Consider the following 25,565-nt stretch of genomic DNA (forward strand, 5'->3'; position numbering starts at 1 on the left):
CCGGATGCTCACCAAACGCGTCATCCCGTGCCTCGACGTACACGAGGGGCGCGTGGTCAAGGGCGTCAACTTCGTGAACCTCGTGGACGCGGGCGACCCGGTCGCGCTTGCGGCCGTCTACGACCGCGAGGGCGCCGACGAGCTCGTCTTCCTCGACATCACCGCCACGCACGAGGAACGGCCGTCGATGCTCGACGTGGCCACGCGTACCGCCGAAGAGGTGTTCATCCCGTACACCGTCGGTGGCGGGATGCGCTCGGCCGCCGATATCCGCGCGATGCTCGCGGCCGGCGCCGACAAGATCTCGATGAACTCGGCGGCGGTCGCATCACCCGGGCTCATCACCGAGACGGCGCGCATCTACGGCTCGCAGTGCATCGTGATCGCCATCGATGCGCGGCGCGTTCCGGGCAGCTCGCCCGCGCGCTGGGAGGTCTTTGTGGCGGGCGGGCGCACGAACACCGGGCTCGACGCGATCGCGTGGGTGGCCGAGGCCGAGCGCCTCGGCGCCGGCGAGGTGCTGCTCACGAGCATGGACTGCGACGGCACGAAGGACGGCTTCGACATCGATCTCACACGTGCGGTGACCCGCACGGTGAACGTGCCGGTCATCGCGAGTGGCGGAGCGGGGCAGCTCGACCATTTCGCGGAGGTCGTGATCGAAGCGGATGCCGATGCCGTGCTCGCCGCGAGCGTCTTCCACTTCGGCGAGTTCTCGATCCGCCAGGTGAAAGAGGCGATGGCCGCCGCGGGCGTGCCCGTGCGGCTGTAGGGGGCGCACCATGCGACGCGAGGACCACCGCATGCCTCAGGCGGAGTGCGAGGCGCTGCTCCACCGCGCCGAGGTGCTGCGACTCGGCCTGAGCGATGCCGAGGGCCCGTACGTGGTGCCGGTCAACTTCGGCTTCGCAGACGGGCGCATCTACGTGCACGGCGCTCGTGAGGGACGGCGCATTGCTGCCGTCGCCGAGGGTGCGCGCGTGTGCTTCGAGGCCGACGAGGGGGAGATCGTGCGCGCCGACCGGCCGTGCGGGTTCACGTCGCGCTTCTCGAGCGTGATCGGCTACGGCACGGCACGGCTGCTGACTTCGGCCGAAGACAAGCGCCGGGGACTCGACACGATCATGCGGCACTACGGCAGCACGGGCGATGGTATCCCCGATGCGAAGCTCGAAACCACGAGCGTGATGGAGCTCGTGATCGAGGGTATGGACGGCAAGTGGCATCCTCCTGTGCGCGAGGGCTAGGTCCGCCGCTACACTACGTCTAACGACCCGACCCGGAGGTACCTCGTGGACACAGAGCGCGACGCACTCGGCATCGACGACCTGACGTACGACTCATCAGGCCTCATCCCCGCCGTGATCCAGCAGGAGGGCACCGGCGAGGTGCTGATGGTGGCGTACATGAACGCCGAGTCGCTCGCCAAGACCGTTGTGACTGGCTACACGTGGTTCTGGAGCCGCTCGCGCCAGAAGTATTGGCAGAAGGGCGAGAGCTCCGGTCACGTCCAGGCGGTTCGCGAGATCCGTTACGACTGCGACGCCGACTGCCTGCTCGTGACGGTGGACCAGACCGGCCCCGGCGCGTGCCACACCGGCGAGCACAGCTGCTTCTACCGCGTGCTCGGCGATGAGGGCGCGCCCGCTGCTGCCCCGACCGTGTCCGCCGCGTCGCCCATCGGCGCGTCGCTCGACGGCCTCTTCGGCGTGCTCGAACAGCGCAAGCGCGACCTGCCGGAAGGCAGTTACACCGCCAAGCTGCTCGCCGGGCCGCAGGACTCGCTCCTAAAGAAGATCGCCGAGGAGTCCGGCGAGGTCATCATGGCCGCCAAGGACGGTGACCGCGAGCACCTGCAGTATGAGATCGGCGACCTGGTGTACCACCTCCTCGTGGTGATGACGCGCGAGGGACTCACCCTCGTGGACCTGGCATCTGAGCTCGACAGCCGGCGGAAGTAGCCCGGCCGTGGCGCAGCGGCCATCGCCGACGCTCGCCAACGCGGTCGCTTCCGGCGTGCGCGTGGAGCACATCGAGCCGCTGCAGCGGCGCGTTGAGCGCAATCGGTGGAAGTTCCTCGGCTTCATGCTGGCGTTCACGTCGGTGGTTGCGCTCGGCCTCTTCACAGCGGCCGTGCTCGTGACGCTGCTCGTTGTCCTGTTTGTCTACGGCACGGCATGGGAGCTCGCCCCGGCGCTCCGCGTTCCGCTCGGCGTGGCACTCGCAGCGTCCGTTGTGATCGCATGGGTGTGGGCGCTCAGCAGGCTCGCCCGCTCGGAGGTCTCGCTCGTCGAACGTCTTGAGGCGCGCATGCCCGCGGGAGGCTCGCTGCTGCCGACCAAGAGCATGCTGCGCGACATGGCCATCGCTGCGGGTCTGCCAAAGACGCCGCCGCTTTACGTGATCGACACGCCCAAGGTGAACGCGTTCGTGGTAGGCAGATCGGCCGCACGCGTGAGGATCGGTGTGACGCGCGGCTTCGTCGAGCGGATCGTGGTGGACGAACAGCGCGCGGTCTTCGCCAACCTCATCGCGCGCGTGCTCACGCTCGACACGCTGTGGGCCACGGCCGTCTCGGCGCTCATGGGCCCGATCTGGGCGATGCGCGACTACGACCTCGCGTACGACCCGACCGACCCGCTCATCGACGGGCGCCTTGGCGGCAAGCCACGCAGTGCGACCGAGGACCAACGCGCGGCGGGCTTCATCCTCTACGGTCTGGCGGTGGTCCTGACCGAGCTGATGGCGTGGTACCACCGCAAGGCCTCCTGGGCCGCTGCCGAGAAGGCTGATGCCGAGGGCATGCTGCTCCTCAAGGACCCGCGCTCGATGCTGCGTGCGATCGAGAACGTGCTCGAGCGCGACAACCACGTGCCCACTGCGGGCGACGCGTACTCGCAGATCTTCTTCTGCTGGGCCGGCTTCGGCTTCGCCCCCGAGCAGGACCCCGAGATGCGCCGGGTGGCGCGCCTGCGCGAGACGCTTGGCGCCGCAGGGGCGCCCTACATCCCGCGTCCGAACGTTCCCGGCTGGCCGACCGCGCCCCGTGCGCCGCGCCTCGACCTGGCCGACGAGCTCGCCCGGGAGCGTGACGCCGATGCGCTGTAGGGCGAGCATCATGCTCGCGGCGCTGCTCGTGCTCGCCTTAGTCTCGCCGGCGTTCGCCGCGACCGCCTCGGTGGCCGGTGCCACGGCCTCGGTGGTGGCCATCACGTCGTATGCCGACCGCATCGGCACCGGCGTGGTGATCGCCGAGGACCGCGTGCTCACCGTCGCGCATGTGGTGGACGCCGCGCAGGGGACGCCCACGCACATCATCGCCGCCGACACGCTCCTCACCTACGAGGTGCTCGCCATCGACCGCGAGCGCGATCTTGCGCTTCTGGCGGTGGACCTGCCCGCGGGCGTGCCCGCGATCGTGTGGGGGGACGACGCGGCGCCCGTACTCGGCGAGGACGTGATCGCGCTCGGCTTTCCGATAGGGCTCACCTCGGTCACCCTCAGCAAGGGCGTGGTCTCGTCGCCGAGCCAGACGTACGCAGGGGCCACGTTCATCCAGACCGATGCCGCCATCAACCCCGGCAACTCAGGCGGGCCGCTCATCGACGCGCAGGGTCGTCTGGTGGGGATCACGGTGGCCAAGGTGGCGGAGATCGAGGTCGACGCGGTCGGCTTTGCCGTGCCGGCATCCGACGCGATCGCATTCCTCGAGCGCGTGGCGCCGGAGATCGTCCTGCTGCGCGACACCCCGACGGGCACAGCATCTGCCGAGGCGTCCGAAGAGCCGACGGAAGGCGAGCGCCGCAACACCACCGGCATCGCCGTCGCGATCGGGTTGGCAGTGGCGCTCATCGTCGCGGCGCTTGTTCGCGCACGGTGGCGCGCGCGCACCGTGCGCGCAGCCGCCGAGTCCTCGGCCGCTCCTGTCGGCCACGTGGTGCCACGGGCGGTCTTCCGCGTGAGTTCGGCTGCCGAGGAGCGCCAACTGGACCTGCGCCTGCCCTCGGTGGCGGGCACCGCGCCGAACGCCGACATCCCGCTTGCCGGTGAGGGCATGGCCGCCTACCACGTGCGGTTCTCTCCTGCAGCGGGCGGCGTGACAGCGCTCGACCTCACGGACGGCCAGGGCATGTACTGCGGCGATGCGTGTGTGGTGACGGCGATGCTGGCTCCCGGCGAGAGCGTGCGCGTCGGCGGCACGAGCGTGACGCTTATTCGCGCGTACGAGGGTTGATGCCGCACCCCTGGCGGGCGACAATGAGCCGTCAGCATCCACGCGGAGGGGAGCCCGTGCGCCTGTCATCCATTGCGCTCGCCGTTGTTGTCGTGGCGGTCGCGCTCACGGGGTGTGCTCCCGCCGAAGACCCGGCTCCCGCGGTGGTCACGCGCCCCGACGTTCCCTCGATCCTCCCCACGGTCACGGTCGACCTGCCGCAGCCCGACGGGCCCAACCCATACACGGACGGTATCAAGATCGCGACCTTCCTCGGCAACGAGACGCGCCGCTACTACGGCGAGGGGCCGGTGCCGGAGACCCTCAAGCTCATCTGGAAGACGCCGATCGGCAGCGGCAGCACGGGCGGCACGGCCAGTTCGGCGGGCATGGTGACCTGGGCGGGTACCGGGTGGACCGGTCAGCCGGCGCTGGTGCGCGACGGCGGCAAGCTCTACCTGATCGTGGGCGGCTTCGACCACAACCTGGTGAAGCTCGACGCCGAGACCGGCAAGGAGCTCTGGGCGTACACGTTCGACGACGTAATCAAGGGCAGTCCGACGGTCTTCAGGATGCCCGACACGGGCAGGCTCGCCGTGGTCTGCGGCTCGCGGCGCGGGTTCCCGCGTGCGATGGGGGACGCGAGCATCGCGCCGATCCGCTGCGTGGACTTCGAGACGGGCGAGGAGCTCTGGCGGATGACCTCGCCCACGTCGAAGAGCTACAGCCGCGACGCCGACTCGAGCCCGATCATGATCGGCGACACACTCTTCCTCGCGATGGAGACCGGCTACTTCTACGCGGTCGATCCCACCACAACCGAGGAGCGAGGCGGCCACAAGTGGCCGGTCGTGAAGGCGCAGCAGCTGCTCCTCGGCTCGAACGCGTCGGGGCACGGGGGCAACCTGGTGCTGGAAAGCTCACCCTCGGTCATCGGCGAGACGATCTACATCTCCTCGGGCGCAGGCGACGTGTACGGGCTATCCATGGCGGACATGAGCGTGGTCTGGGACTACTGGATCGGTTCGGACCTCGACGGTTCGCCGGTCACCACCGAGGACGGCTACATCTTGCAGGCGGTTGAGAAGCAGTACATCTCGGCCAACGGCGGCGTGCTCAAGCTCGACCCGCGCAAGCCGCCCGCCGAGGCGACTGTGTGGTACTTCCCCACGGACAACCGCACGTTCGCCGACTGGCAGGGCGGTGTGATCGGGTCGGTCTGCGTGAACGACGAGTACGGCTCGGGGCTTGCGCGCCCGGCGCTCGCGGCGTTCACGGCCATCGACGGCAACCTCTACGTGATTTCGCAAGACGAGGTCGACGGCACCGCCACGAGCCCGCAGGGCGGCACCGTGCCTAAGCCCAAGCTCGTCTTCAAGGAGAACGTGGGCGGCGCCATCTCTACGCCGATCATGGTTGACGACTACATCATCCAGGCTGGCTACGGGGCGGCCGTGAACGTCTACAAGATCGACTACCGTGCCGAAGGCGGGGTGCCGCTCACCGATCGGTCCGGCGGGCAGTGGACGGTCGGCGTCACCAAAGTGGCGAGCTTCGCGGCCGGCAGCTTCGAGTCCACGCCGATCGTGTGGCAGGGGCGCATCTACGTGGGCTCGCGGGACGGCAACTTCTACTGCATTGGCGATCCGGCGTACCAGCCGGTCACGATGCCCGAGGTGCCGTAGGGGTCACCAGCCCGCGGTCGCGCGCACCTTGACTCGCCCAGCACGCGGTCATACCATCGGTACGAACGCCGGTATGACCGAAGGAGTCACTCCATGACCGCGAAGGTGACAGTCTCACTTCCGGACGACCTCTTGAGCCGCCTTGATGCCGAGGCGCGCGAGCTCGGCGTGGCCCGAAGCGAGCTCGTCCAGGAGTCGCTCGCCACCTACCTCGGCAAGACCGCAGACGAGCGGCAGGCCGACGCGCGGCGGGCGCGGATGCTGTGGGCGCTCGAGGGAATGCGGACGTTTGCGGAGGGCCGGACGGTGCATGATGATCGGCCCTCTCTCGAGATCCTGCGCGAGATCCGCGAGACGGATGACTCGGCGCGGCTTCGCGGCTACGGAGAGGACGAGAAGTGAGCTCGCGTCCTACCGTCGTACTCGATGCCTCCGTGGGTGCGAGGTGGTTCAAGCCGGAGACAAGCCAGGAGCCGGCGCTCGCGCTGCTCGGCCGAGCGGTGAGTGGGGAGATCGCACTCGCGGCTCCAACGCATTTCGTGCACGAGGTGCTCTCCGTGGTTCGTCGGTACTACTCGGCAGGAGATGTCGTGCCGGCGTGGCGCCGTATCCAGGCATCCGGAGTCACGATCATCCCGCTGTCCGATGAGGTGATCGTTGAGGCTGCAGCGCAGTGCGCGGCCCTCGGCTGCTCGTTCTACGACTCGCTCGCGCCGGCGTGCGCGTCGCTCTTGGGCGCCACGCTTGCGAGCGCGGATGAACGCGCACACGGCGCCTATCCCGGCGTGCTGCTGATCGGCAACGAGCCGTGATTCCCAACCGAGGAGGGTTGCACCGTGCCCGCCTCGGCTGCTAGAGTGCTCGGCAACCGCATACACAGCCTGTGACGGGGAGTAGTACTCCGGTCAGCAAAGCCCAGAGAGTCGGGGACGGTGTGAACCCGACGTGAGCGACCGGCAGGAATGGACCTTCGAGGCTTCGGAGCAACAGCGAGCAATCGCCCACTAGTTCCGACGGACGCCCACCGATACCAGGGACCGGGTATGAAGGCCGCAAGCGGGGCCGAGTACTGCAGGACGAGTGGCCGAAGGCGCAAGTCTCGGCAACGAGGGTGGTACCGCGGGAGCATTGCTCTCGTCCCTTAGAGGACGAGGGCATTTTTGTTTTCCCGGGTACCGAAAGGAGCGCTCTTACCGATGATCCTACCGGGCAGAGACGAGTTTGTGAGGCTGGCGGCGGACCACGACGTGGTCCCCGTTGCGCGCGAAGTGTACGCCGACCTCGCCACGCCGATCTCGGCGTTCATGGCGCTTGCCGAGGGCGCGGAGCACGCATTCCTGCTGGAGAGCGTGATCGGCGGCGAGCGGCTCGGCCGCTACAGCTTCCTCGGCGTGGGCGACAGCGAGGTCATCACTGCGCGCGGCTCCGAAGTGGTCGTGGAGAATGGCGGCGTGCACGGGATGCGGGCCAGCGACCCGCTCACCGTCGTGGCCGATCGGCTCTCGGTCGGACGCGTGGCGCGCGTGTCGGGGCTGCCGCTGTTTGTGGGCGGCGCGGTGGGCTTTGTGGGCTACGAGGCGGCTACCGGCTTCGAGCGGGTGCCGCGGCACGAAAACGACGAGCTCTGCGTCCCCGACATGGTGTTCATGACCGCCGACATGGTGGTGGCGTTCGACCACGCGCGGCGCGTGCTGCAGGTGATCGCGCCGGTGCGTCCGGGCGGCGCCCCCGAGCTCGCCTACGAGGCCGCGCTCAAGCGCATCGACGCGTGCCTGCGCAGGATCGACGAGGGCCCGCGCGGCGCCGAGCTGGGCGCTGTGGGCGTCACGCGTGAGGTGCCGCTCAAGGAGCACAGCTCGCGCGAGGAGTACATGGCGTCCGTCGAGGCCGGCAAGGAGCACATCGCTGCCGGCGACATCTTCCAGATCGTGCTGTCGCAGCGTTTCAGCGCCCCCTACGAGGGCGATGGCCTCGACCTGTACCGCGTGCTGCGCGCGGTGAACCCGAGCCCGTACATGTTCTACGTGCGCACCCGCGACGTGACCCTCGTGGGCTCGAGCCCCGAGCCGCTCGTGCGCGTGGAGGGCGACAGCGTGCTCACGCGTCCGCTCGCCGGCACCCGTCCGCGCGGGGTCGACGCTGCCGAAGACGGCCGCCTGCGTGCCGACTTGCTCGCGGATGAGAAGGAGCGCGCCGAACACGTGATGCTCGTGGATCTCGGCAGAAACGACCTCGGCCGCGTAAGCGCGCCGGGCACCGTGACCGTGGACGAGCTCATGGAGGTCGAGTACTACTCCCACGTGATGCACATCGTGAGCAACGTGACGGGCACGCTTTCCGAAGACAAAGACGCGTTCGACGCGCTGCGGGCCACGTTCCCGGCGGGCACCGTCTCCGGCGCGCCGAAGGTGCGTGCGATGGAGCTCATCGCCGGCCTCGAGCCGGCGGCGCGTGGCCCGTATGCGGGCACCGTCGGGTACTTCGGCCTCGATGGCGCGATGGACATGTGCATCACGATCCGCACGTTCGTGCTCACCGGTGGTCGCGCGTACCTGCAGAGCGGCGCGGGGATCGTGGCCGACAGCGACCCGGCGCGCGAGTACGACGAGTGCCTGCACAAGGCGCGGGCGCTGCACCACGCGCTCGAACTCGCCGCAGGGATGCACGGGGAGGTGGCCTCGTGATCCTCGTCGTCGACAACTACGACTCCTTCACCTACAACCTTGTGCAGCTGCTCTCCGCGCTCGGCGCCGAGGTGCGGGTGGAGCGCAACGATGCGATCTCGGCCGCTGAGGCACTCGCGCTCGCACCCGCGGGCGTGGTCATCTCACCCGGCCCGGGCACTCCGGCCGACGCGGGCATTTCCGCCGACGTGGTGCGCGCCGCAGCCGACGCGGGCGTGCCGGTACTCGGCGTCTGCCTCGGGCATCAGGTGATCGCCGAGGTGTTCGGCGGGAACGTGTGTCGCGCGCCCAAGCCGGTGCACGGCAAGACCGACGAGATCGCCCACGACGGGCAGGGGCTGTTCGCGGGCGTGCCGAACCCGTTCACGGCCACCCGCTATCACTCGCTGTGCGTGGCGGCCGACAGCATTGCCGCGCCGCTGCAGGTGCAGGCGACCACCGCAGACGGGGTCGTGCAGGCGATACGCCATGCGGACAAGCCGGTCTTTGGCGTGCAGTTCCATCCCGAGAGCGTGCTCACGCCCGAAGGCGCGAAGATCCTCGCGAACTTCCTCGATGTGTGCGGCGAGGTGCCGCTTGAACGCTCGGCGTCCGAGGCCCCGGCGGCCATCGCGGCGGCAGGCGGCACGGCGCGCTCCTCGGCCAGACTCGCCGAGGTTACGAGCGTGGGGGGCGCGATCTCGCGCGTGAGCAGCGGCGATTCGCTTGCTGAAGACGAGGCCGAGCGCGTGATGGGCATCATCATGGACGGCGAGGCGACGCCGTCGCAGATCTCGGCGCTCATCGTGGCGATGCGCATGAAAGGCGAGACGGTGGATGAGATCACCGGCTTCGCCCGTGCGATGCGCGAACGCGCCACGCCGGTGCGGCCGACCGCTGCGCGCTACATCGATACCTGCGGCACGGGCGGGGACGGTCTCCATACCTTCAACGTGTCCACGACGACCACGTTCGTGGTGGCGGGCGCGGGTGTGGCGGTGGCCAAGCACGGCAACCGCGCGGTCTCCTCGAGCGCCGGCTCGGCCGACGTGCTCGAGGCGCTCGGCGTGGACATCACGCTCGGCCCCGCCGAGGTTGCACGCTGCATCGACGAGTGCGGCGTGGGCTTCCTCTTCGCCCAGGCGCTCCACGCATCCATGCGTCACGCGGGCTCGACGCGCCGCGAGATCGGTATCCGCACGGTCTTCAACATCTTGGGGCCGCTCACGAACCCGGCGGGCGCCAAGCGGCAGCTCCTCGGCGTCTACGACGCGCGGCTCGCGCCGGTGATGGCCGAGGTCTCGGGCAGACTCGGCGCCGAGCGGACGCTCGTGGTCAACGGCCACCCGGGTATGGATGAGGTGTCCGCAAGCGGCCCGACGATGGTCGCCGAGTTCGACGCCGAGGCCGGCGGCGTGTGCACGTACACGATCACGCCCGAGGAGGTCGGCATCGCACGCTCGACGCTCGCCGATATCGCGGGCGGCGATGGGGCGGCAAACGCGCTCCTCGTGCGCGCGGTCCTCGAGGGCGAGCATGGCCCCCGGCGTGACGTGGTGCTCATGAACGCCGCCGCGGCGCTGCTCGCGGCCGGCGAGGTGCCCGATCTCGCCGAGGGAATCGTACGGGCGCGCCAGTCGATCGACGCGCGCAGGGCGCTTGAGGTGCTCGAACGGCTGATAGCCACGAGCAGGCGGCTGGCGGAGGTGGGCGCGTGAGCTTCCTTGAGACAGCCGTGGGACGTCGGAGAGAGCGCGTTCTGGCCGACTTCGGTTCGCTGACCGGTGTCGAGCGTTCTGTGCTTCTCCGATGCGCCAGGGATCCGCGCCCTCGCGAGGACCTGATGATCATGCGTGACCGTACCGATGTCTGCGTGGTGGCCGAGGTGAAGAAGGCGTCGCCGAGCGAAGGGCCGATCGCTCCGGGATGCTCCGTATCGGCACAAGCTCGACGGTACGCAGCTGGAGGAGCGGCGGCGCTCTCGGTGCTCAGCGAACCCGAGTATTTCGGTGGCTCGTTTGTTGACCTCAGCGATGCGGTCGAAGCCGTCGAGCTGCCGGTCATGTGCAAGGACATCGTCGTGGATCCGATCCAGCTCTACATGGCGCGAGCGAGCGGCGCAGATGCCGTGCTGCTGATGCTCAGCGTTCTGGGGGCTTCGACACTCGAGTACATCAAGCACTCATGGAGCCTGGGTCTTGGCCCCGTCCTGGAAGTGGCGAACCTGGACGAACTGGACATGGCCTACACCTTCGGTGCTGAGGTCATCGCGGTCAACGCGCGCGATCTCCATACGCTCAAGGTGGACACGGAGCGGCAGCTCGAGATCGTGTCGGAGGCCGCCAGCAGCTGCGACGTGTTCGTGATCGCCGCCAGCGGCATCATTACTCGCGCCGATGTCGAGGCCGCCGCAGATGCCGGCGCCGACGCGGTGCTCGTCGGGACATCCCTCATGCGAGCATCGGACCCGGAAGGAGCGGTGAGGGCACTGACGGGCGTGCCGAAGCGCCCGAAACGATAGCGAACGGGAACATCCGAGAACGGGACGCTCGCGGAGCCGGTATGCCGGGGCGGGAGGTCCCGGAGGAAGGGAGCAGGACATGGGTAGCGACAAGACGAGGTTCGGGCTCGATGAGACCAGGATCCCGGAGGCCTGGTACAACATCATCCCCGATCTCAAGAACCCGCCGGCGCCGCCAAAGGTGGTCGCGCCGGACGGCACCGAGCTCACGATGGACCAGATCGGCGAGCGGCTTGCCATGATCTTCCCGATGGAGTGCATCAAGCAGGAGATGTCGCCCGACCGGTGGATCGACATCCCCGGGGCGGTCATCGACGTCTACAAGACCTACCGTCCTTCGCCGCTGCTGCGCGCGCGGCAGCTCGAGCGTGACCTCGGCCTGCCCGAGGGCGTCAAGATCTTCTACAAGTACGAAGGCGTGAGCCCGGCTGGCTCGCACAAACCCAACACGGCTATCCCGCAGGCGTACTACAACAAGCAGGAAGGCATCACCAAGATCTCCACCGAGACCGGCGCGGGTCAGTGGGGTAGCGCGCTCTCGATCGCCGGCGCGCTCTACGGTATCGACGTCGAGGTGTTCATGGTCGGCGTCAGCTACGACCAGAAGCCGTACCGCCGCATCCTCATGGAGACCTACGGCGGCACGGTGCACAAGTCGCCGAGCAACCTCACCGACGCCGGCCGCCATGTGCTGTCGATGGACCCCGACTCGACCGGCTCGCTCGGTATCGCGATCTCCGAAGCCGTCGAGGTTGCCATCAAGGACCCGGGCACGCACTACTCGCTCGGCAGCGTGCTCAACCACGTCTGCCTGCACCAGACCGTCATCGGCCTGGAGGCCATCGAGCAGATGGCGCTTGCCGAGGAGGAGCCCGACGTGGTCATCGCGTGCGTGGGCGGCGGCTCCAACTTCGCCGGCATCGCGTTCCCGTACTACCAGCGCAAGCTTGAGGGCAAGAGCAACGCGCGGCTGCTCGCAGTCGAGCCCAAGGCGTGCCCCACGCTCACCGCTGGCGAGTACCGTTACGACCTCGGCGACGAGGCCGGTATGACGCCGCAGATGCTCATGTACACGCTCGGCCACGACTTTGTGCCGGCCGGGATCCATGCAGGTGGCCTGCGCTACCACGGCGATTCGCCGCTCGTGAGCCAGCTCGTGCACGAGGGCGAGGCCGAGGCGGTCGCAGTCGACCAGACCGCGTGCTTCGATGCCGCCGTGCAGTTCGCACGTGCCGAGGGCATCCTACCCGCGCCCGAGAGCAGCCACGCGATCCTCGCGGCCATCAACGAGGCGCAGGCGGCCCAGGCAGCGGGCGAGGACAAGGTCATCCTGTTCAACCTGTCGGGCCACGGGCACTTCGACCTGGCCGCATACGCCCAGTACAACTCGGGCGAGCTCAAGGACTTCGATTTCGCTGCAGGTGCGACGCTCTGCGAGAACGAATAGCGCGTGTCCCGGACACGCATCAAGATATGCGGCCTCACGAGGCCTGAGGACGCCGCCGCCGCGGTCGCCGCTGGTGCGGACGCGGTGGGCGTCGTCCTGGCTCCCTCACGACGGCAGCTGACGATCGACCAGGCGGCCGAGGTGCTCGCCGACGTGCCGCCGTTCGTGGCGCGCGTGGGCGTGTTCGTGGACGCGCATGCAGACGACGTGTGGGAGGCCGTCTCAAGGTTGGAGCTCACCGCCGTGCAGTTCCACGGTGATGAGGCGCCCGAGACGTGCGAGATGGCGCCTGCGCCGGTGATCAAGGCGCTGCGCGTGGGCCCGGGTTTCGGCATCGCCTCAACCGATGCGTACCGCGGCGTCGTCTCGGCGCTGCTGCTCGACACGCTCGTGGCCGGCGAGGCTGGCGGCACCGGTGTCGCCTTCGACTGGTACGCTGTCGCGGGGCGTCTCCCGGAGTGGGCGCCGGTCGTGCTCGCGGGCGGGCTGGGTCCGGAAAACGTGGCCGAGGCCGTGCGCGCGCTTCGGCCGTACACGGTGGATGTGTCCTCCGGCGTCGAGTCGGCACCCGGGGTCAAGGACCACCGCCTCATCGAGGAGTTCGTTGCGGCCGTGCGTGGTGCTGACGGGGAGGCGCGAGACGTATGAAACGTACGGGAGCTTTGATCGCAGCGCTGCTCCTGGCGGCCGCTCTGGCCGGATGCAACGGGGGCGGCTCATCGTCCGGCGGGTCTGCGGAGAACGAGTCCTCCTCGCCAGCCGCCGGCGACGCATCGGCGCAGGTGCTCGTGCTCGGCCGCTCGGTGATGACGGGATGGATGGCGCACTGGGGCGGCGATGCGTCGATGCCGGCCGAGTGGGAGGGCTACACCATCTCGATGCGCGAGATCGAAGGTCCGCCCGGCATCGGCGAGAGCGCGGCCAGCGCGATAGCGGAGGCGCCCACCGGGTCCACCGTGCTCTTCAAGTTCTGCTTCGTGGACTTCAACGGCGGCGACTACACCGAGGAGCTGGACGCGTACCTCGAGTACGTAGCCGAGGTGGCGGACGCCGCCGATTCGCGTGGGGTGCGCCTCATCCTTGGCACAGCGCTGCCGAAGGTCGATGGCGAGACCACCGACGAGCTGGTCGCGGAACACCGTGAGTTCGGTCAGCGCATTGAGGAGTTCGCCGCCGACCGGCGCTCCGCCGGCCAGGATGTGGTGGTGCTCGACCTGAACGCGGTGCTCGCCGACTCCGACGGTGCGCTGCGCGACCGCTATGCTGTGTCTTCTGACGATTCGCATCTGAGCGATACCGCCTACGATGCGCTGGACGAGGCGCTTCTGCCCCTGCTCGCCGAACGTCCCTGACCCGGAGGTCCTTTCATGTCCGACGTGTTGCTCCCCTCGGCCGAGATGGCGTACTCCACGCCCGACGCTCAGGGCTTCTACGGCCCCTACGGCGGCACGTTCGTGCCCGAGACCGTCATACCGGCCCTGAATGAACTCGCTGCGGCGTACGAAGCGGCGCTCGCCGACCCTGCCTTCCTCGAGGAGCTTGTCTACCTCCTGCGCGACTACGTGGGCCGTCCGTCGCCGCTCTACCGCGCGGACCGGCTCGCCGCGGCAGTAGGCCTGGGCGCGGTCTACCTCAAGCGTGAGGACCTCAACCACACCGGCGCACACAAGATCAACAACACGATCGGCCAGTGCTTGCTCGCCAAGCGCATGGGCAAGGAGCGCGTGATCGCCGAGACGGGCGCGGGCCAGCACGGTGTGGCCACCGCCACCACCGCGGCGCTCATGGGCCTCGAATGCGCGGTCTTCATGGGCACCGAGGACATCCGCCGACAGGCGCTCAACGTCTACAAGATGCGCCTGCTGGGCGCGGAGGTCGTGCCGGTCGCCGAGGGCACCGGCACGCTCGCCGACGCGGTCACCGCGGCGCTGCGCCACTGGGTTGAGCGCGTGGAGGATACGTTCTACGTGATCGGTTCGGCGGTCGGCCCGCATCCGTACCCGAGGATGGTGCGCGACTTCCAGAGCGTGATCGGCTCGGAGATCATCGGTCAGCTCGCCGAGAAGAGCATCGACCACGTGGACGCGGTGATTGCGTGTGTGGGTGGCGGCAGCAACGCCATCGGCACGTTCCACCCGTTCCTGCGCGATGTGCCCGCGGACGGACGGCCGCTCATGATCGGTGCGGAGGCGGCCGGTCTCGGCATCGAGACCGACAAGCACGGCGCTGCGCTCACCAAAGGCTCGCCGGGCGTGCTGCACGGCTTCTACAGCTACCTGCTGCAAGACGACGCGGGTAATCCGCTCGAGGCGTACTCGATCTCGGCCGGGCTCGACTATCCCGGCGTGGGTCCGGAGCACAGCTTCCTGAAAGATGAGGGCCTCGTGCGTTACGAGAGCGTGACGGACGCCGAGGCGCTTGAGGCGTTTGCGCTGCTCACACGCACCGAGGGCATCATCCCGGCGATCGAGAGCAGCCACGCGCTCGCGCTGCTGCCGCGTTTGGCCGAAGAGCTTGGACCGGATGCGGTCGTTGTCGTGACGGTCTCCGGCCGCGGCGACAAGGACATGGACATCGTCCGGGAGGCCGGTCTTGGTGGCTAGCGCCGACCACGCCGCGTCCCCTCGCTCGCTGTCCTCGCCGGGGGCCCGCGGCGCCGAAGAACGCGCTGCGTCCTCGGCGCCTACCCCGGCTGCGGAGGCTTCGCTCGAGAACGCGGCGCGTCCGTCGCCCCACGAGTCCCGCCTCATGGATGCCTTCGGGAAGGGAAGACCAGCCCTCATCGTCTACCTCATGGCAGGCTACCCTGACCGCGACACATCACTCGAGTCGCTTCGCGCCGCCGCGCGCGGGGGTGCCGACGTGATCGAGCTCGGTGTACCGTACGGCGATCCGCTTGCCGACGGTCCCGTGATCGCGGAGGCCGCCAAGGTCGCGCGCGAGCAGGAGGGCGGCTTCGGACTCGTGCACGCGCTCCAGGTGGCCGAGGTGTTCGGGGCCGATCCCGGCGTTGAGGAAGCGCCGCCTGTGGTCGTGATGACCTACCTCAACCCGCTCATGCGGCTCGGGCTCCCGGCAGCGGCAGAACGAATGCGCGACGCCGGCATCGCCGGCGTCATCGTGCCCGACATGCCGCCGGAAGCGGCGGCGTCCTGGAAGCGCGTCTCGGGGGGCATCGACACGGTGTTTCTGGCGGCGCCGACGTCCACCGACGAGCGCCTGGCGATCGTGGCAGCTGCGTCCGAAGGCTTCGTGTACTGCGTGAGCTCCACCGGGATCACCGGCGAGCGGGACACGCTCGCGCTCGGGCTGGCCGACCAGGTCGAGCGCATCCGCGCGCACACGACCCTGCCGGTTGCCGTGGGGTTCGGCGTGAGCACGCCCGAGCAGGCCGCGCAGGTGGCAGCGATCGCCGACGGGGTGATCGTGGGAAGCGCCATCGTGAAGCGCCAGCACGACCCCGACCAGGTCGAACGGTTCGTGCACCAGCTGTCGGAGGCGGTGTCGGGCTAGTCCAGCCCGAACCAGGTCTTCCAGACCGCGAGGTTGGGGTCGCCCGCCACGCTCGGCGTGTCGAGACCGAGTTCGCGCGCGACGCGATCGCCCAGGCCGAAGACGACCGCGTAGGCGAGGTAGGGACCCCACAACTCAACTGCGATCGGTGGTTCGTCCTCGAGCGTTCCGAAGTCCTGCAAGTAGCGCTCGAATGCCTGCAGCCGTTCCCGCTCGGCCTTGCCGGCGTCGGTGCGCGATCCGCCGCTCATGAGCCCGAGCTGCTCGGCTCTGGCGTTCACGCTCTGCTGCCAGCGGAGCAGTCCGGCGTTGAACGTACCCGGGTGGCTGCGCGCTCCCGCCTGCAGGTCCGCAAGCGACAGCGCGCCCGCGCCGCCGAGCGTCTCCCACAGAAACGAGACGAGTTCCTTGTCGAGAATGTCCAGCGTGTCCCAGTGCTCGGCCACCGGCCTGAGCTCGGTCACGGCGATATCGTGGGCCCGCGCGATCGTCGTGACCCGCCGAACGCTCGCCCGCTGTTCGAGCGCACCGTCGGCGACGAGGAGCAGCAGGCTCGCCTGGATCTCCGCTTCCCCAACGCGCCCGCGGTGCTCGAGACAGCCGACAAGTGCGGGATGGAGGTCGGGGGGCTCGCGCAGGTAGCGCGGCTGCTCAGTCATCATCGCGTTCCGTGTGTTGTTCGAGCGCGACCGCGTGCATGAAGTTGCGCTCGATCACCGGCCAGTCGGGACGTGCTTGCACGCGCTGCCAGGTCTCCCAGACCTCGGGCAGCCATGCCTCCTGGAGGTAGGTGAGCCACTCGGCGTTCCACACGTTGCCGTGCGCCGCGTAGCCGCCGCGGGTGAGGATCCCCGCCGGGACGAACTCGGTCGAGACGCTGTCGAGGTAGTCCATGAGCGGGGCCTGGGTGCGCCGCAGCAGACGTGCGGCGATGTCAACGAGGCTCGCGTCCACCCACTTCGTGGCCTCGAGGAACGCGCCGCCGTGTCCGGGCGCTCCCGAGTAGTCGGCGTGGACCATGAGGACCGGCAAGCGCTGGAACCCGATCTTCTGCTCGTCAGGCCACACGCGCAAATGGCCGGTGGCCTGCAGCGAGTCGAGCGTGAGGCCGAAGATGCCCTTGCTCAGCGTGCGGACGTCTACCTTCGGACCCTGAGGGGAGGGATAGCCGAACATCATGCCCGCGGCCGGCAGGAAGCGCCCGGAGCACAGGTACGCCTTTGCGGCGACGGAGAACTCGATCCCGTTGGGTGTCTCGATGGCCATGGCCGTTCCTCCTTCGGGTGCGCATGCGCACCGGTAGTCCAGCCCTCAGTCGCTCCAGCTGTCGTCGCGGTCGAGCCGTGCGTGTTTCGCGCTCAGGATGACGCGTTCGAGAAGCTGCCAGTCGGGGCGCGCATGCGTGCGCTGCCACGACTGGGCGGCTTCGGGAAGCCATGCCTGCGAGAGATAGGAGAGCCACTCGGCGTTCCACACGTTGCCGTGCGCCGCGTAGCCACCGCGCGTGAGGATGCCGGCCGATGCGAACTCGGTGGAAACGTCATCAAGGAAGGACACGAACGGCGCCTCGGCGAAGGGCAGAAGCGCCATCATCACGCCGAGTACGGTTGCGTCCGCCCAGCCGGTGGCTTCGAGCATCCTGCCGGAGAGCCCCGGACCGCCCGAGTAGACGGCGCGCATCATGAGCATCGGCTTGCGCGAGCGGCTTGTTTCAGGCACACCGACCCAGACCTGCGCGTAGCCGGCGGTTTGCAGCCAGTCGAGCGTGTCGGCGAGAATCCCGATGGCGAGATGGTGATAGTCCACGAGCGGGCCGGCTGGCGAAGGATAGCCCCGGGAAATGCCCGCGCCCGGGACGAGTGCAGCGGCGCACAGGTACGTCTTCGCACCTATGGAGAACTCGGCGCCGTTCGGCGTCTCGATCGCAGTCACAACCCCCCCCTATGCTCCGCGGGCCCCCCGGCCCGCGTCCGAAGCGAAGGGCCGCACGAAGCGGCCCCTGCCGGTCCTACTCCAGATCGTCGAGCGCGCCCATGAGTGCGCTTTCGGACACCTCGCCGATGATCGTGTCCATATGCTCGCCTGATGACGACACGAACACGAACGATGGTACGAACTGGATGCCGTACTCGTTGGCGAGGGCCGCGCCCTCATCGCTTGTGTCCACGTTGTACATGCGGATCGCCACGGTGCCCTCGTACTCGGGAATGAGCCCGTTCACGACGGGCGCCATCTTCAGGCAGCTCGGTCAACTCTCGGTGTAGAACTCGTACATGACCGGCATCCCGTCAGGCACCGGGCTTTCGTCGGAACTGAGTGTTCCGGTGCCTGCCTCGGTGGTCGAGCACGCGGCGAGCGCCATCGTCAGGACGAGGAGTGTGAGAATCGTTACGAGTCTGGTCACGCGGCGCATGGCGCTCCTTCCTTCCTTCGGCCTCTGAACTAGTGTACCCCGAACGACGTGCTGGTCGGTGCGTCTCGGAATGCACGCCGACGTGATGATAGACTCGGCGCATGCGCATCGCACTCGCACAAATCAACGCCACCGTGGGGGACATCGAGGGCAATCTCGACCGCTGTCTCGCGGCGGTCGCCGCCGCCCCGGGGGCCGATCTCGTGCTCCTGCCCGAGCTGGCGCTTACCGGCTATCCGCCGGAGGACCTGCTCGCGCGCCCGGACTTCGTGGACCGCACCCTCGACGCGTTGCGCGAGTTCGCCGCTGCAGCGAAGGTTTCTGCGCTCATCGGGTTCGTTGACCGCACCGACCGTGGTCTCGGCAACGCCGCAGCGCTCGTGCGCGACGGCACGGTCGAGGCGGTCTACCACAAGCGCCTCCTGCCGAACTACGGCGTCTTCGACGAGGAGCGCTACTTCGAGCCGGGCACGTGCGATCTGCTGGTGACGGTCGCCGGCGAGCGCTGCGCGATCACGATTTGCGAGGACATCTGGGTGCCCGAGACCACGGTGCGGCTTGCCGAGGCCGGCGCAGATGTCGTGCTGAACCTCTCGGCGTCGCCGTTTCATACCGGCAAGGGCGGTGAGCGCGAGGCCATGCTGCGCGCGCGCACGACCGAAAGCCCGGTGTGGGTGGCGTACTGCAACCTCGTAGGCGGCCAGGACGAGCTCGTCTTCGACGGCCGCTCGGTGGTGGTGGCTCCCGGCGGCCGCCTGGTTGCGCGGGCCCCCGCCTTCGCGGAGGGCGCCATCGTCGCCGAGGTGGGGAAGCAAGCCTCGATCGTCACGGCGGGCCGGGACCTCGCGCCTGGCTCGATCAGCGCCACTCCGGAGGGCGCGGCGGAGGTCTATCAGGCCCTCAAACTCGGCCTTGCCGACTATACGCGCAAGAACGGCTTCACCGACGTGGTCGTGGGGCTCTCAGGCGGCATCGATTCGGCGCTCGTGGCGGTGCTCGCGTCCGACGCGCTCGGTGCCGAGCACGTGCACGGCGTGCTGATGCCGGGGCCGTATTCGAGCGTGGGGAGCGTGGACGACGCCCTCACGCTCGCCGGCAACCTCGGCATCGACGCGCTCACCCTGCCGATCGGGGAGTCGTTCGAGTCGCTCCTCGGCACGCTGGAGCCGGCCTTCGGCGCGCTGCCGGAGGATGTGACCGAGGAGAACCTGCAGGCGCGGGTGCGCGGCACGCTGCTGATGGCGCTTTCGAACAAGCTTCGGTGGCTGGTGCTTGCGACCGGCAACAAGAGCGAGATATCGGTCGGCTACTCGACGCTCTACGGCGACATGGTGGGCGGCTTTGCGCCCATCAAGGACGTCTTCAAGACGCGCGTTTGGGAGCTGGCCCGCTGGCGCAACGAGCAGGGACCGGTGATCCCGGAAGCCACCATCGCCAAGCCGCCTTCGGCCGAGCTGCGCCCCGGCCAGACCGACCAGGACAGTCTGCCGCCCTACGACGTGCTCGACGGCGTGCTGCGTGCCTACGTCGAGCACGACCGGTGCGCTGATGAGATCGTGGACGCGGGCTTCGACCGCGAGGTGGTCGAGCGCGTGATCCGGATGGTGGACGCCGCCGAGTACAAGCGCCGACAGGCCGCACCGGGCACGCGCGTCACGCACAAGGCCTTCGGCCGCGATCGGCGCATGCCCATCACGAATCTGTATCGGGGCGCCGAGTGATCCCCGTCGATCTCGTCTGGATCGAGGCGGACGACCCCCGGATGGCTCAGGTGGACGCACTGCGCCACGAGGCGCTCTTCGCCCCCTTCGGCATCTCTCGCGACGACCGCTGGGACGACGCGGGCGAGGACCGGTGCCATCTCGTCGCGCTGGGCGATGGCGAGGTCGTGGGTTACGCGTGCCTGTTGCTCGATGCCGAGGGTGGCGGTCACCTCCGTCAGGTGAGCGTCTGGCCTGCGCTGCAGCGTTCGGGCGTGGGGCGCGCGCTCATGCTGGAAGCCGAGGCCGAGGCGGCGCGTCGTGGCCTGCCGCTGCTGTGGCTGAACGCCCGCGTGACCGCCGAGCCGTTCTACCAGCGCCTTGGCTACGCCACGGTGAGCGGCGTCTTCCCGTCGGGCCGAACCGGCGTGCCGCACGTCCGGATGGAGAAGCTTCCGGGCCGGTAAGAAGAGCACTTGCCGCTGGTGCGCTGAAGCGCCCTGCGCGGTAAGAAGAGCACTTGCCGCTGGTGCGCTGAAGCGCCCTGCGCGGTAGCGCTCAGCCGGTGTGTGGCATAACCTAACAGACGGGGTGCGCCCACGGGCGCCCGCGTATCATTGCGCTGTCAAACGATCCTTTAGGAGGAGTCCATGCCGAGCATCACCCGTGATCAGGTCCATGTACCCGCTGACGTGCCCGCGGCGGCACGCGATACCTACATCGACAACTACCTTAAGGCGACCCATGACACCGGAAGGCTCATGCTCTTCGCGTGCGACCAGAAGATCGAGCACCTGAATGACGACTTCTACGGCGAGGGCATCGACCCGGCCGACGCCGAGCCCGAGCACCTCTTCCGAATCGGCAGCCAGGGGATCTGTGGCGTGCTCGCCGGCCAGCGCGGCCTCATCGCGCAGTACGCGGCCGACTACCCGGACATCAACTACCTCGTGAAGATGAACTCCAAGACGCATCTGGTGAAGACCTCGGCCAAGGATCCGGCCAAGCACCAGGACGATCCCTACTCGCCGCAGCTCTACGACATCCAGACCGCGCTCGACCTGCGCGAAAACGGTGTGAACGTGGTCGGCATCGGCTACACGATCTACCTCGGCAGCGAGTACGAGTCGCAGATGATGATGGAGGCCGGGCAGCTCATTGCCGATGCGCACTCCATAGGCCTCATCGTGGTGCTGTGGATCTACCCGCGCGGCAAGGCAGTGGCCGACGAGAAGGACGCGCACCTGATCGCCGGCGCTGCGGGCGTTGCGTGCTGCCTCGGCTCGGATTTCGTGAAGGTCAACCCGCCGAAGGGCGACGAGGCCGCTTCTTCAGCGGACAAGCTCAAGGAGGCCGCCGCGGCGGCCGGCCGTACCGGTCTGGTGTGCGCCGGCGGCTCGACCGTGGACGCGCAGACGTTCCTCACCCAGCTGTGGGAGCAGATCCACGTGGGCGGCGCGTCCGGCAATGCAACAGGCCGCAACATCCATCAGCGCTCGCTTGATGAGGCTGTGCGTCTGACCAAGGCGATCAGCGCCATCACGCTTGGCGACTGGAGCGTGGCCGACGCGCTTGCGGTGTTCAACGGCGAGAAGGACTTCAGCCTGTAGGCGCCGCTCATCGAAGTTCCACTGACGCGGCATCGCCTCGGGGGCGGTGCCGCGTTATCATTACCACCTGAACGTTCAGCCTCGAGCCGCGGAGCAGCATGTCCATCAACGACTGGTTCAAACAGCGGGAGAGCCGTCGTTACACGGTCTCCGCGGGTGCGCTGCCGGCCGAAGGGCTTCCCGACGGCGTCTGGCGCAAGTGCCCCGACTGCAACAAGACCCTGTATCAGGGCGATGTAGCAGATCGTCACTCGGTCTGCCCGCACTGCGGCCACCACTTCGAGCTCATCGCACGCGATCGCATCGACGTGCTCGTCGACGAGGGCAGCTTCGTGGAGATCGACGCGGATGTCACCTCGCTTGATCCGCTCCGGTTCACGGCAGCCAAGCCGTACGCCGGCACCCTCGAGAAGGCGCGCGAAACGACGGGACTCTCCGAAGCCGCGATCACCGGCCGCGCCACCGTGGACGGCCTGCCCGTAGTGATCGGCGCGCTCGACTTCCGTTTCGTGGGCGCTTCGATGGGCTCGGCGGTCGGCGAGAAGATCACACGGCTCTTCGAGCTCGCGCTCGCCGAGCGCAGAGGGGTCATCATCATCGTGGCCTCGGGCGGCGCGCGTATGCAGGAGGGCATGCTCTCGCTCATGCAGATGGCCAAGACCGCCGCGGCTGCCGAGCGTCTGGCGAAGGCCGGCCTCCCGTATATCGCGCTCCTCGTTGATCCCACGTATGGCGGCGTGACCGCGAGTTTCGCAACGCTCGCCGACGTTATCTTCGCCGAGCCCGGCGCGCTGATCGGATTCGCCGGTCCGCGCCTGGTGGAGCAGACGATCCGTCGCTCGCTGCCGAAGGGCTTCCAGAGCGCCGCATCGCTCGTGGAGCACGGGATGATCGACGGCGTGGTGCCGCGAGGCGAGCAGCGTGAGCGCGTCGCCACCGTGCTCGCCTACCTGCTGCCGGGATCCCCTGCCGCCGCGACCGCGGGGGGTGGGGCGTAGTGGCCCGTTTCGTGATGGAGTTCGAGCGGCCGCTCGTCGAACTCGAAGAGAAGCTCGCCGAGCTCAGTCGGCTCGACATGGCGGCGATGCCAGAACTGGCTGCCGAGATCACCGATCTCGAGCGCGAGGTCGAACGCCTTCGGCAGACGCTCTACTCGGCGCTTTCGCCCTGGGAGAAGGTGCAGGTCAGCCGTCATCCGGAGCGACCCAAGACCGACGACTACCTGAACGGACTGTTCACCGATGTCGTTGAGTTCAAGGGCGATCGCGCCTTTGCCGATGACGAGGCCATCCTCGCCGCGCTCGCGACGATCGGCGGCCGACGCGTGGTCGTGATCGGTCACCGCAAGGGCCGCACCACCAAGGAGAACATCGCCCGCAACTTCGGCTCGCCGCATCCCGAGGGCTTCCGCAAAGCGGAGCGCGCCATGCGGTTGGCGGGCAAGTTCGGGCTGCCGGTGGTCACGCTCCTCGACACTGCTGGCGCTTCTCCCGGCCTCGAGGACGAAGAGCGCGGCCAGGCGTGGGCCATCGCCAGTTGTCTTGCAACGCTCTCGGACCTGCCGGTGCCCGTTGTCGTGGTCGGCATCGGCGAGGGCGGCAGCGGGGGCGCGCTCGCGATCGGCTTCGGGGATCGCCTCATCATGCTCGAGAACTCGTACTACTCGGTCATCTCGCCCGAGATGTGCGCGGTCATCCTGCACAAGGACGCGACCCGTGCGCCCGAGACCGCCTCGGCGCTCACGTTGACCGCCGACGATCTCGTGCGCCTCGGCATCGCCGATGAGATCGTGCCCGAGCCCCTCGGCGGAGCACATCGTGACCCAACCGCCGTGGTTATAGAGGTGGGCGCGCGCGTCTCGGCTGCACTCGAGAGCCTTTCGGCCGAGGATTCTGCGGCGCTCGCCGAGCGCCGGTACGCACGGCTGCGTGCGATAGGGGAGTTCGCAGACGGCGCAGGGTAGCGCCCGCCGAGGTACCGTCATCCGACCTGTGGGGGAGTGATCGTGAGTCCTGCGACCGATATCAAGCGTGTAGGCATGCTGTTCAGCGGCGGACCGGCACCGGCCGCCAACGCGGTGATCTCCGCCGCAGCGCTCTCGTTCCTCAACAGCGGTATCGAAGTCATGGGCTTCTACGACGGCTATGAGAATCTCGAGAGCTACTCGGAAGAGCATCCGCTCGTTGAGGGGCGCCACTTCATCCGGCTCGTGCGCGATGACGTGTCCGGCATCCGCAACCGCAAGGACATCATCCTTCGCACCTCGCGCGCGAACCCCGGCAAGCCGGTGGGTCAGCGCGATGACCTCGCCGACGACCGGCGCAACCAGAAGCTTCGCAACGTATACGCGGCGCTCGAGGCACACGAGGTCGATGCGCTCGTCTCGATCGGCGGCGACGACACGCTCAAGACCGCGAACTACCTCAAGGAGCTCCAGAACGTGGTGGCCGATCTACGGCCGATCCGCATCGTCCACCTGCCGAAGACGATCGACAACGACTACTACGGCATCGACTGGACGTTCGGCTTCTTCTCGGCAGCTCACTTCGCCGCGAGCGAGATCCGCAACCTCGGCGCTGACGCGCGCTCCACGCAGGTGTGGTACGTGCTCGAGATCATGGGCCGCAAGGCCGGCTGGCTCACCTACGCATCGGGCATCGCCGGCGAGGCGACCAAGATGATCTCCGTGGAGGACTACGACGGCACGTTCGACGCGCGGATCGAGGCCGAGGGACTCGTGGACCTCATGCAGCGGCGCGAGAGTGACGGCAGGAGCTACGGCATCGTCTGCATCGCCGAAGGGCTCGCCGACCACCTGCCCGACGACCTGCGTCCGCGGACGACCGACGAGCACGGCAACCTCAAGCTCGGCGACGCCCAGGTGGGACGCGTGCTCGCGAGGGAGATGGAGCGCGTCTACCTGGCGCGGACCGGCATCACGATCAAGGTGCGCGCAAAGCAGATCGGTTACGAGGCGCGCTGCGCCGAGCCGAGCGCCTTTGACGTGCTGCTCGGCACGCAGCTCGGCGTGGGCGCGTACCGTGCGCTCGTGGAGAAGGGGCTCACCGGCGTCATGGTGAGCGTGGAGGACCAGCTCTCCCTCAAGTACGTGCCGTTCGACCTGCTCATCGACGACGAAACGATGAAGACGAAGGTGCGCTTCATCGACCGCGAGAGCGACTTCTACAAGCTCGCCCGGGCGCTTGAGTATCAGGGGATGCTCTCCGACGACAAGGGCGGCGAATGATCGACCGCGAACTCATCCGCATCTTCCGCGAGGTCGGCCGCGACCTGTTCGTCGCCGGGCTCACCACGAGCCACGGCGGGAACATGAGCGTGCGTGACGGCGGCCGGGTGATCATCACGCGACGTGGCTCGATGCTTGGCAGGCTCACCGACGACGATCTCATCGAGACCGGCATCGCGCCCTGCGCCGCGGACGAGCGCTGCAGCCGCGAACTGGTGGTGCATCGCGCCATCTACGCCGCCACCGACGCGCGCGCGATCGTGCACGCGCATCCGCCGCGCACCGTGGCGCGCAGCTTCTCGGCAGACATCATCGCGCCCGCGGACTCGGAGGGCCTCTACGTACTCGGCGAGGTGCCGGTAGTGACGGCCGCGCAGACGATAGCCTCTCCTGAGGCGGCCGACGTGCTTGCCGAAGCGCTCCGCGGAGCGCCCATCGCTGTTCTGCGGACGCACGGGCCGTTCGCGCGGGGCGCCACGCTTGAGGAGGCGTTCATGCACGTGAGCGTGCTTGAGGCGAGCGCGACGATCCTCGACCTGCTCGGCAGGTAGCG

Annotated in this window: 28 protein-coding genes; 23 read left to right on the top strand and 5 right to left on the bottom strand. The window is 68.5% G+C overall.

Annotation, left to right across the window (positions count from 1 at the left end; genetic code table 11):
* Positions 1-4: 4 nt before the first annotated feature.
* The 16 genes from hisF (at position 5) to trpA (ending at position 16,042) form a co-directional block, all read left to right on the top strand.
* Positions 5-772, top strand: coding sequence for an imidazole glycerol phosphate synthase subunit HisF (hisF, locus tag Q7W51_04300; protein MDO8847590.1), 768 nt, complete (start codon positions 5-7; stop codon positions 770-772).
* Between the two features lie 10 nt (positions 773-782).
* Positions 783-1,247 carry a pyridoxamine 5'-phosphate oxidase family protein gene (locus Q7W51_04305; GenBank protein ID MDO8847591.1) on the top strand — a complete coding sequence of 155 codons (465 nt, stop codon included), beginning with the start codon at positions 783-785 and terminating at the stop codon, positions 1,245-1,247.
* A gap of 45 nt (positions 1,248-1,292) precedes the next feature.
* Positions 1,293-1,961: a bifunctional phosphoribosyl-AMP cyclohydrolase/phosphoribosyl-ATP diphosphatase HisIE gene (gene hisIE, locus Q7W51_04310; protein MDO8847592.1), complete on the top strand. Its 669-nt coding sequence runs from the start codon at positions 1,293-1,295 to the stop codon at positions 1,959-1,961.
* 7 nt (positions 1,962-1,968) lie between these two features.
* Complete coding sequence (locus Q7W51_04315) at positions 1,969-3,108, top strand: M48 family metalloprotease (GenBank protein MDO8847593.1); 1,140 nt, start codon at positions 1,969-1,971, stop codon at positions 3,106-3,108.
* Positions 3,098-4,234 carry a serine protease gene (locus Q7W51_04320; GenBank protein MDO8847594.1) on the top strand — a complete coding sequence of 379 codons (1,137 nt, stop codon included), beginning with the start codon at positions 3,098-3,100 and terminating at the stop codon, positions 4,232-4,234. Before Q7W51_04315 ends, Q7W51_04320 begins: the two co-directional genes overlap by 11 nt.
* 56 nt (positions 4,235-4,290) lie before the next feature.
* Positions 4,291-5,898, top strand: a complete 1,608-nt coding sequence (locus Q7W51_04325) for a PQQ-binding-like beta-propeller repeat protein (GenBank protein MDO8847595.1) — start codon at positions 4,291-4,293, stop codon at positions 5,896-5,898.
* 93 nt (positions 5,899-5,991) lie between these two features.
* Positions 5,992-6,300, top strand: coding sequence for a ribbon-helix-helix protein, CopG family (locus Q7W51_04330; protein MDO8847596.1), 309 nt, complete (start codon positions 5,992-5,994; stop codon positions 6,298-6,300).
* A complete protein-coding gene (locus Q7W51_04335) occupies positions 6,297-6,710 on the top strand; it encodes a type II toxin-antitoxin system VapC family toxin (protein ID MDO8847597.1) in 414 nt (137 codons plus the stop codon). Before Q7W51_04330 ends, Q7W51_04335 begins: the two co-directional genes overlap by 4 nt.
* Before the next feature lie 384 nt (positions 6,711-7,094).
* Complete coding sequence (gene trpE, locus Q7W51_04340; protein MDO8847598.1) at positions 7,095-8,582, top strand: anthranilate synthase component I; 1,488 nt, start codon at positions 7,095-7,097, stop codon at positions 8,580-8,582.
* Entirely contained in the window at positions 8,579-10,279 is a 1,701-nt protein-coding gene (trpD, locus tag Q7W51_04345; GenBank protein ID MDO8847599.1) for an anthranilate phosphoribosyltransferase, read from the top strand. Before trpE ends, trpD begins: the two co-directional genes overlap by 4 nt.
* Complete coding sequence (locus tag Q7W51_04350; GenBank protein MDO8847600.1) at positions 10,276-11,082, top strand: indole-3-glycerol-phosphate synthase; 807 nt, start codon at positions 10,276-10,278, stop codon at positions 11,080-11,082. Before trpD ends, Q7W51_04350 begins: the two co-directional genes overlap by 4 nt.
* A 79-nt stretch (positions 11,083-11,161) precedes the next feature.
* Entirely contained in the window at positions 11,162-12,529 is a 1,368-nt protein-coding gene (locus tag Q7W51_04355) for a TrpB-like pyridoxal phosphate-dependent enzyme (GenBank protein MDO8847601.1), read from the top strand.
* 3 nt (positions 12,530-12,532) lie between these two features.
* Positions 12,533-13,177, top strand: a complete 645-nt coding sequence (locus Q7W51_04360) for a phosphoribosylanthranilate isomerase (GenBank protein ID MDO8847602.1) — start codon at positions 12,533-12,535, stop codon at positions 13,175-13,177.
* Positions 13,174-13,881: a hypothetical protein gene (locus tag Q7W51_04365; protein MDO8847603.1), complete on the top strand. Its 708-nt coding sequence runs from the start codon at positions 13,174-13,176 to the stop codon at positions 13,879-13,881. Before Q7W51_04360 ends, Q7W51_04365 begins: the two co-directional genes overlap by 4 nt.
* Positions 13,882-13,896: 15 nt before the next feature.
* Positions 13,897-15,132: a tryptophan synthase subunit beta gene (gene trpB / locus Q7W51_04370; protein ID MDO8847604.1), complete on the top strand. Its 1,236-nt coding sequence runs from the start codon at positions 13,897-13,899 to the stop codon at positions 15,130-15,132.
* Between the two features lie 145 nt (positions 15,133-15,277).
* Complete coding sequence (trpA, locus tag Q7W51_04375; protein MDO8847605.1) at positions 15,278-16,042, top strand: tryptophan synthase subunit alpha; 765 nt, start codon at positions 15,278-15,280, stop codon at positions 16,040-16,042.
* Here the strand turns inward: trpA and Q7W51_04380 are convergent.
* From Q7W51_04380 to Q7W51_04400, 5 genes are all read right to left on the bottom strand, one after another.
* Complete coding sequence (locus tag Q7W51_04380) at positions 16,039-16,701, bottom strand: DUF2207 domain-containing protein (GenBank protein ID MDO8847606.1); 663 nt, start codon at positions 16,699-16,701, stop codon at positions 16,039-16,041. The two genes, trpA and Q7W51_04380, sit on opposite strands and share 4 nt — an antisense overlap.
* Complete coding sequence (locus tag Q7W51_04385; protein ID MDO8847607.1) at positions 16,694-17,308, bottom strand: hypothetical protein; 615 nt, start codon at positions 17,306-17,308, stop codon at positions 16,694-16,696. The genes Q7W51_04380 and Q7W51_04385 overlap by 8 nt, the downstream gene beginning before the upstream one ends.
* 45 nt (positions 17,309-17,353) lie before the next feature.
* The gene (locus tag Q7W51_04390) at positions 17,354-17,974 is read right to left on the bottom strand and encodes a hypothetical protein (protein ID MDO8847608.1); all 621 of its coding nucleotides are present in this window, start codon (positions 17,972-17,974) and stop codon (positions 17,354-17,356) included.
* 76 nt (positions 17,975-18,050) lie between these two features.
* Positions 18,051-18,275 carry a thioredoxin family protein gene (locus tag Q7W51_04395; GenBank protein ID MDO8847609.1) on the bottom strand — a complete coding sequence of 75 codons (225 nt, stop codon included), beginning with the start codon at positions 18,273-18,275 and terminating at the stop codon, positions 18,051-18,053.
* Positions 18,276-18,290: 15 nt separating this feature from the next.
* Entirely contained in the window at positions 18,291-18,446 is a 156-nt protein-coding gene (locus tag Q7W51_04400; protein MDO8847610.1) for a hypothetical protein, read from the bottom strand.
* A gap of 110 nt (positions 18,447-18,556) precedes the next feature.
* On the opposite strand from Q7W51_04400, the gene Q7W51_04405 reads away from it, so the two are divergent.
* The 7 genes from Q7W51_04405 to Q7W51_04435 all read left to right on the top strand — a co-directional run bounded on the left by Q7W51_04405 (position 18,557) and on the right by Q7W51_04435 (position 25,563).
* Positions 18,557-20,176 carry an NAD+ synthase gene (locus tag Q7W51_04405; GenBank protein ID MDO8847611.1) on the top strand — a complete coding sequence of 540 codons (1,620 nt, stop codon included), beginning with the start codon at positions 18,557-18,559 and terminating at the stop codon, positions 20,174-20,176.
* Positions 20,173-20,622, top strand: a complete 450-nt coding sequence (locus Q7W51_04410) for a GNAT family N-acetyltransferase (protein ID MDO8847612.1) — start codon at positions 20,173-20,175, stop codon at positions 20,620-20,622. The genes Q7W51_04405 and Q7W51_04410 overlap by 4 nt, the downstream gene beginning before the upstream one ends.
* A gap of 183 nt (positions 20,623-20,805) precedes the next feature.
* Complete coding sequence (locus Q7W51_04415; GenBank protein MDO8847613.1) at positions 20,806-21,765, top strand: aldolase; 960 nt, start codon at positions 20,806-20,808, stop codon at positions 21,763-21,765.
* Positions 21,766-21,863: 98 nt separating this feature from the next.
* Positions 21,864-22,763, top strand: a complete 900-nt coding sequence (gene accD / locus Q7W51_04420) for an acetyl-CoA carboxylase, carboxyltransferase subunit beta (GenBank protein MDO8847614.1) — start codon at positions 21,864-21,866, stop codon at positions 22,761-22,763.
* A gap of 14 nt (positions 22,764-22,777) precedes the next feature.
* Positions 22,778-23,728 carry an acetyl-CoA carboxylase carboxyltransferase subunit alpha gene (locus tag Q7W51_04425; GenBank protein ID MDO8847615.1) on the top strand — a complete coding sequence of 317 codons (951 nt, stop codon included), beginning with the start codon at positions 22,778-22,780 and terminating at the stop codon, positions 23,726-23,728.
* A 42-nt stretch (positions 23,729-23,770) separates the two neighbouring features.
* Positions 23,771-25,012 carry a 6-phosphofructokinase gene (locus Q7W51_04430; protein MDO8847616.1) on the top strand — a complete coding sequence of 414 codons (1,242 nt, stop codon included), beginning with the start codon at positions 23,771-23,773 and terminating at the stop codon, positions 25,010-25,012.
* The gene (locus tag Q7W51_04435) at positions 25,009-25,563 is read left to right on the top strand and encodes a class II aldolase/adducin family protein (protein MDO8847617.1); all 555 of its coding nucleotides are present in this window, start codon (positions 25,009-25,011) and stop codon (positions 25,561-25,563) included. The genes Q7W51_04430 and Q7W51_04435 overlap by 4 nt, the downstream gene beginning before the upstream one ends.
* Positions 25,564-25,565 lie beyond the last annotated feature (2 nt).

The organism is Coriobacteriia bacterium (genome assembly GCA_030652115.1).
Lineage (GTDB): Bacteria > Actinomycetota > Coriobacteriia > Anaerosomatales > Anaerosomataceae > UBA6100.

Coding starts and splice junctions, on each gene's coding strand:
- Q7W51_04395 (MDO8847609.1), bottom strand. CDS start 18,275: ATGGCGCCCGTCGTGAACGGGCTCATTCCCGAGTACGAGGGCACCGTG.
- trpA (MDO8847605.1), top strand. CDS start 15,278: ATGGATGCCTTCGGGAAGGGAAGACCAGCCCTCATCGTCTACCTCATG.
- Q7W51_04330 (MDO8847596.1), top strand. CDS start 5,992: ATGACCGCGAAGGTGACAGTCTCACTTCCGGACGACCTCTTGAGCCGC.
- Q7W51_04425 (MDO8847615.1), top strand. CDS start 22,778: ATGGAGTTCGAGCGGCCGCTCGTCGAACTCGAAGAGAAGCTCGCCGAG.
- Q7W51_04305 (MDO8847591.1), top strand. CDS start 783: ATGCGACGCGAGGACCACCGCATGCCTCAGGCGGAGTGCGAGGCGCTG.
- Q7W51_04355 (MDO8847601.1), top strand. CDS start 11,162: ATGGGTAGCGACAAGACGAGGTTCGGGCTCGATGAGACCAGGATCCCG.
- Q7W51_04320 (MDO8847594.1), top strand. CDS start 3,098: ATGCGCTGTAGGGCGAGCATCATGCTCGCGGCGCTGCTCGTGCTCGCC.
- Q7W51_04365 (MDO8847603.1), top strand. CDS start 13,174: ATGAAACGTACGGGAGCTTTGATCGCAGCGCTGCTCCTGGCGGCCGCT.
- Q7W51_04385 (MDO8847607.1), bottom strand. CDS start 17,308: ATGGCCATCGAGACACCCAACGGGATCGAGTTCTCCGTCGCCGCAAAG.
- Q7W51_04405 (MDO8847611.1), top strand. CDS start 18,557: ATGCGCATCGCACTCGCACAAATCAACGCCACCGTGGGGGACATCGAG.
- trpB (MDO8847604.1), top strand. CDS start 13,897: ATGTCCGACGTGTTGCTCCCCTCGGCCGAGATGGCGTACTCCACGCCC.
- Q7W51_04380 (MDO8847606.1), bottom strand. CDS start 16,701: ATGACTGAGCAGCCGCGCTACCTGCGCGAGCCCCCCGACCTCCATCCC.
- hisF (MDO8847590.1), top strand. CDS start 5: ATGCTCACCAAACGCGTCATCCCGTGCCTCGACGTACACGAGGGGCGC.
- Q7W51_04415 (MDO8847613.1), top strand. CDS start 20,806: ATGCCGAGCATCACCCGTGATCAGGTCCATGTACCCGCTGACGTGCCC.
- trpE (MDO8847598.1), top strand. CDS start 7,095: ATGATCCTACCGGGCAGAGACGAGTTTGTGAGGCTGGCGGCGGACCAC.
- Q7W51_04435 (MDO8847617.1), top strand. CDS start 25,009: ATGATCGACCGCGAACTCATCCGCATCTTCCGCGAGGTCGGCCGCGAC.
- accD (MDO8847614.1), top strand. CDS start 21,864: ATGTCCATCAACGACTGGTTCAAACAGCGGGAGAGCCGTCGTTACACG.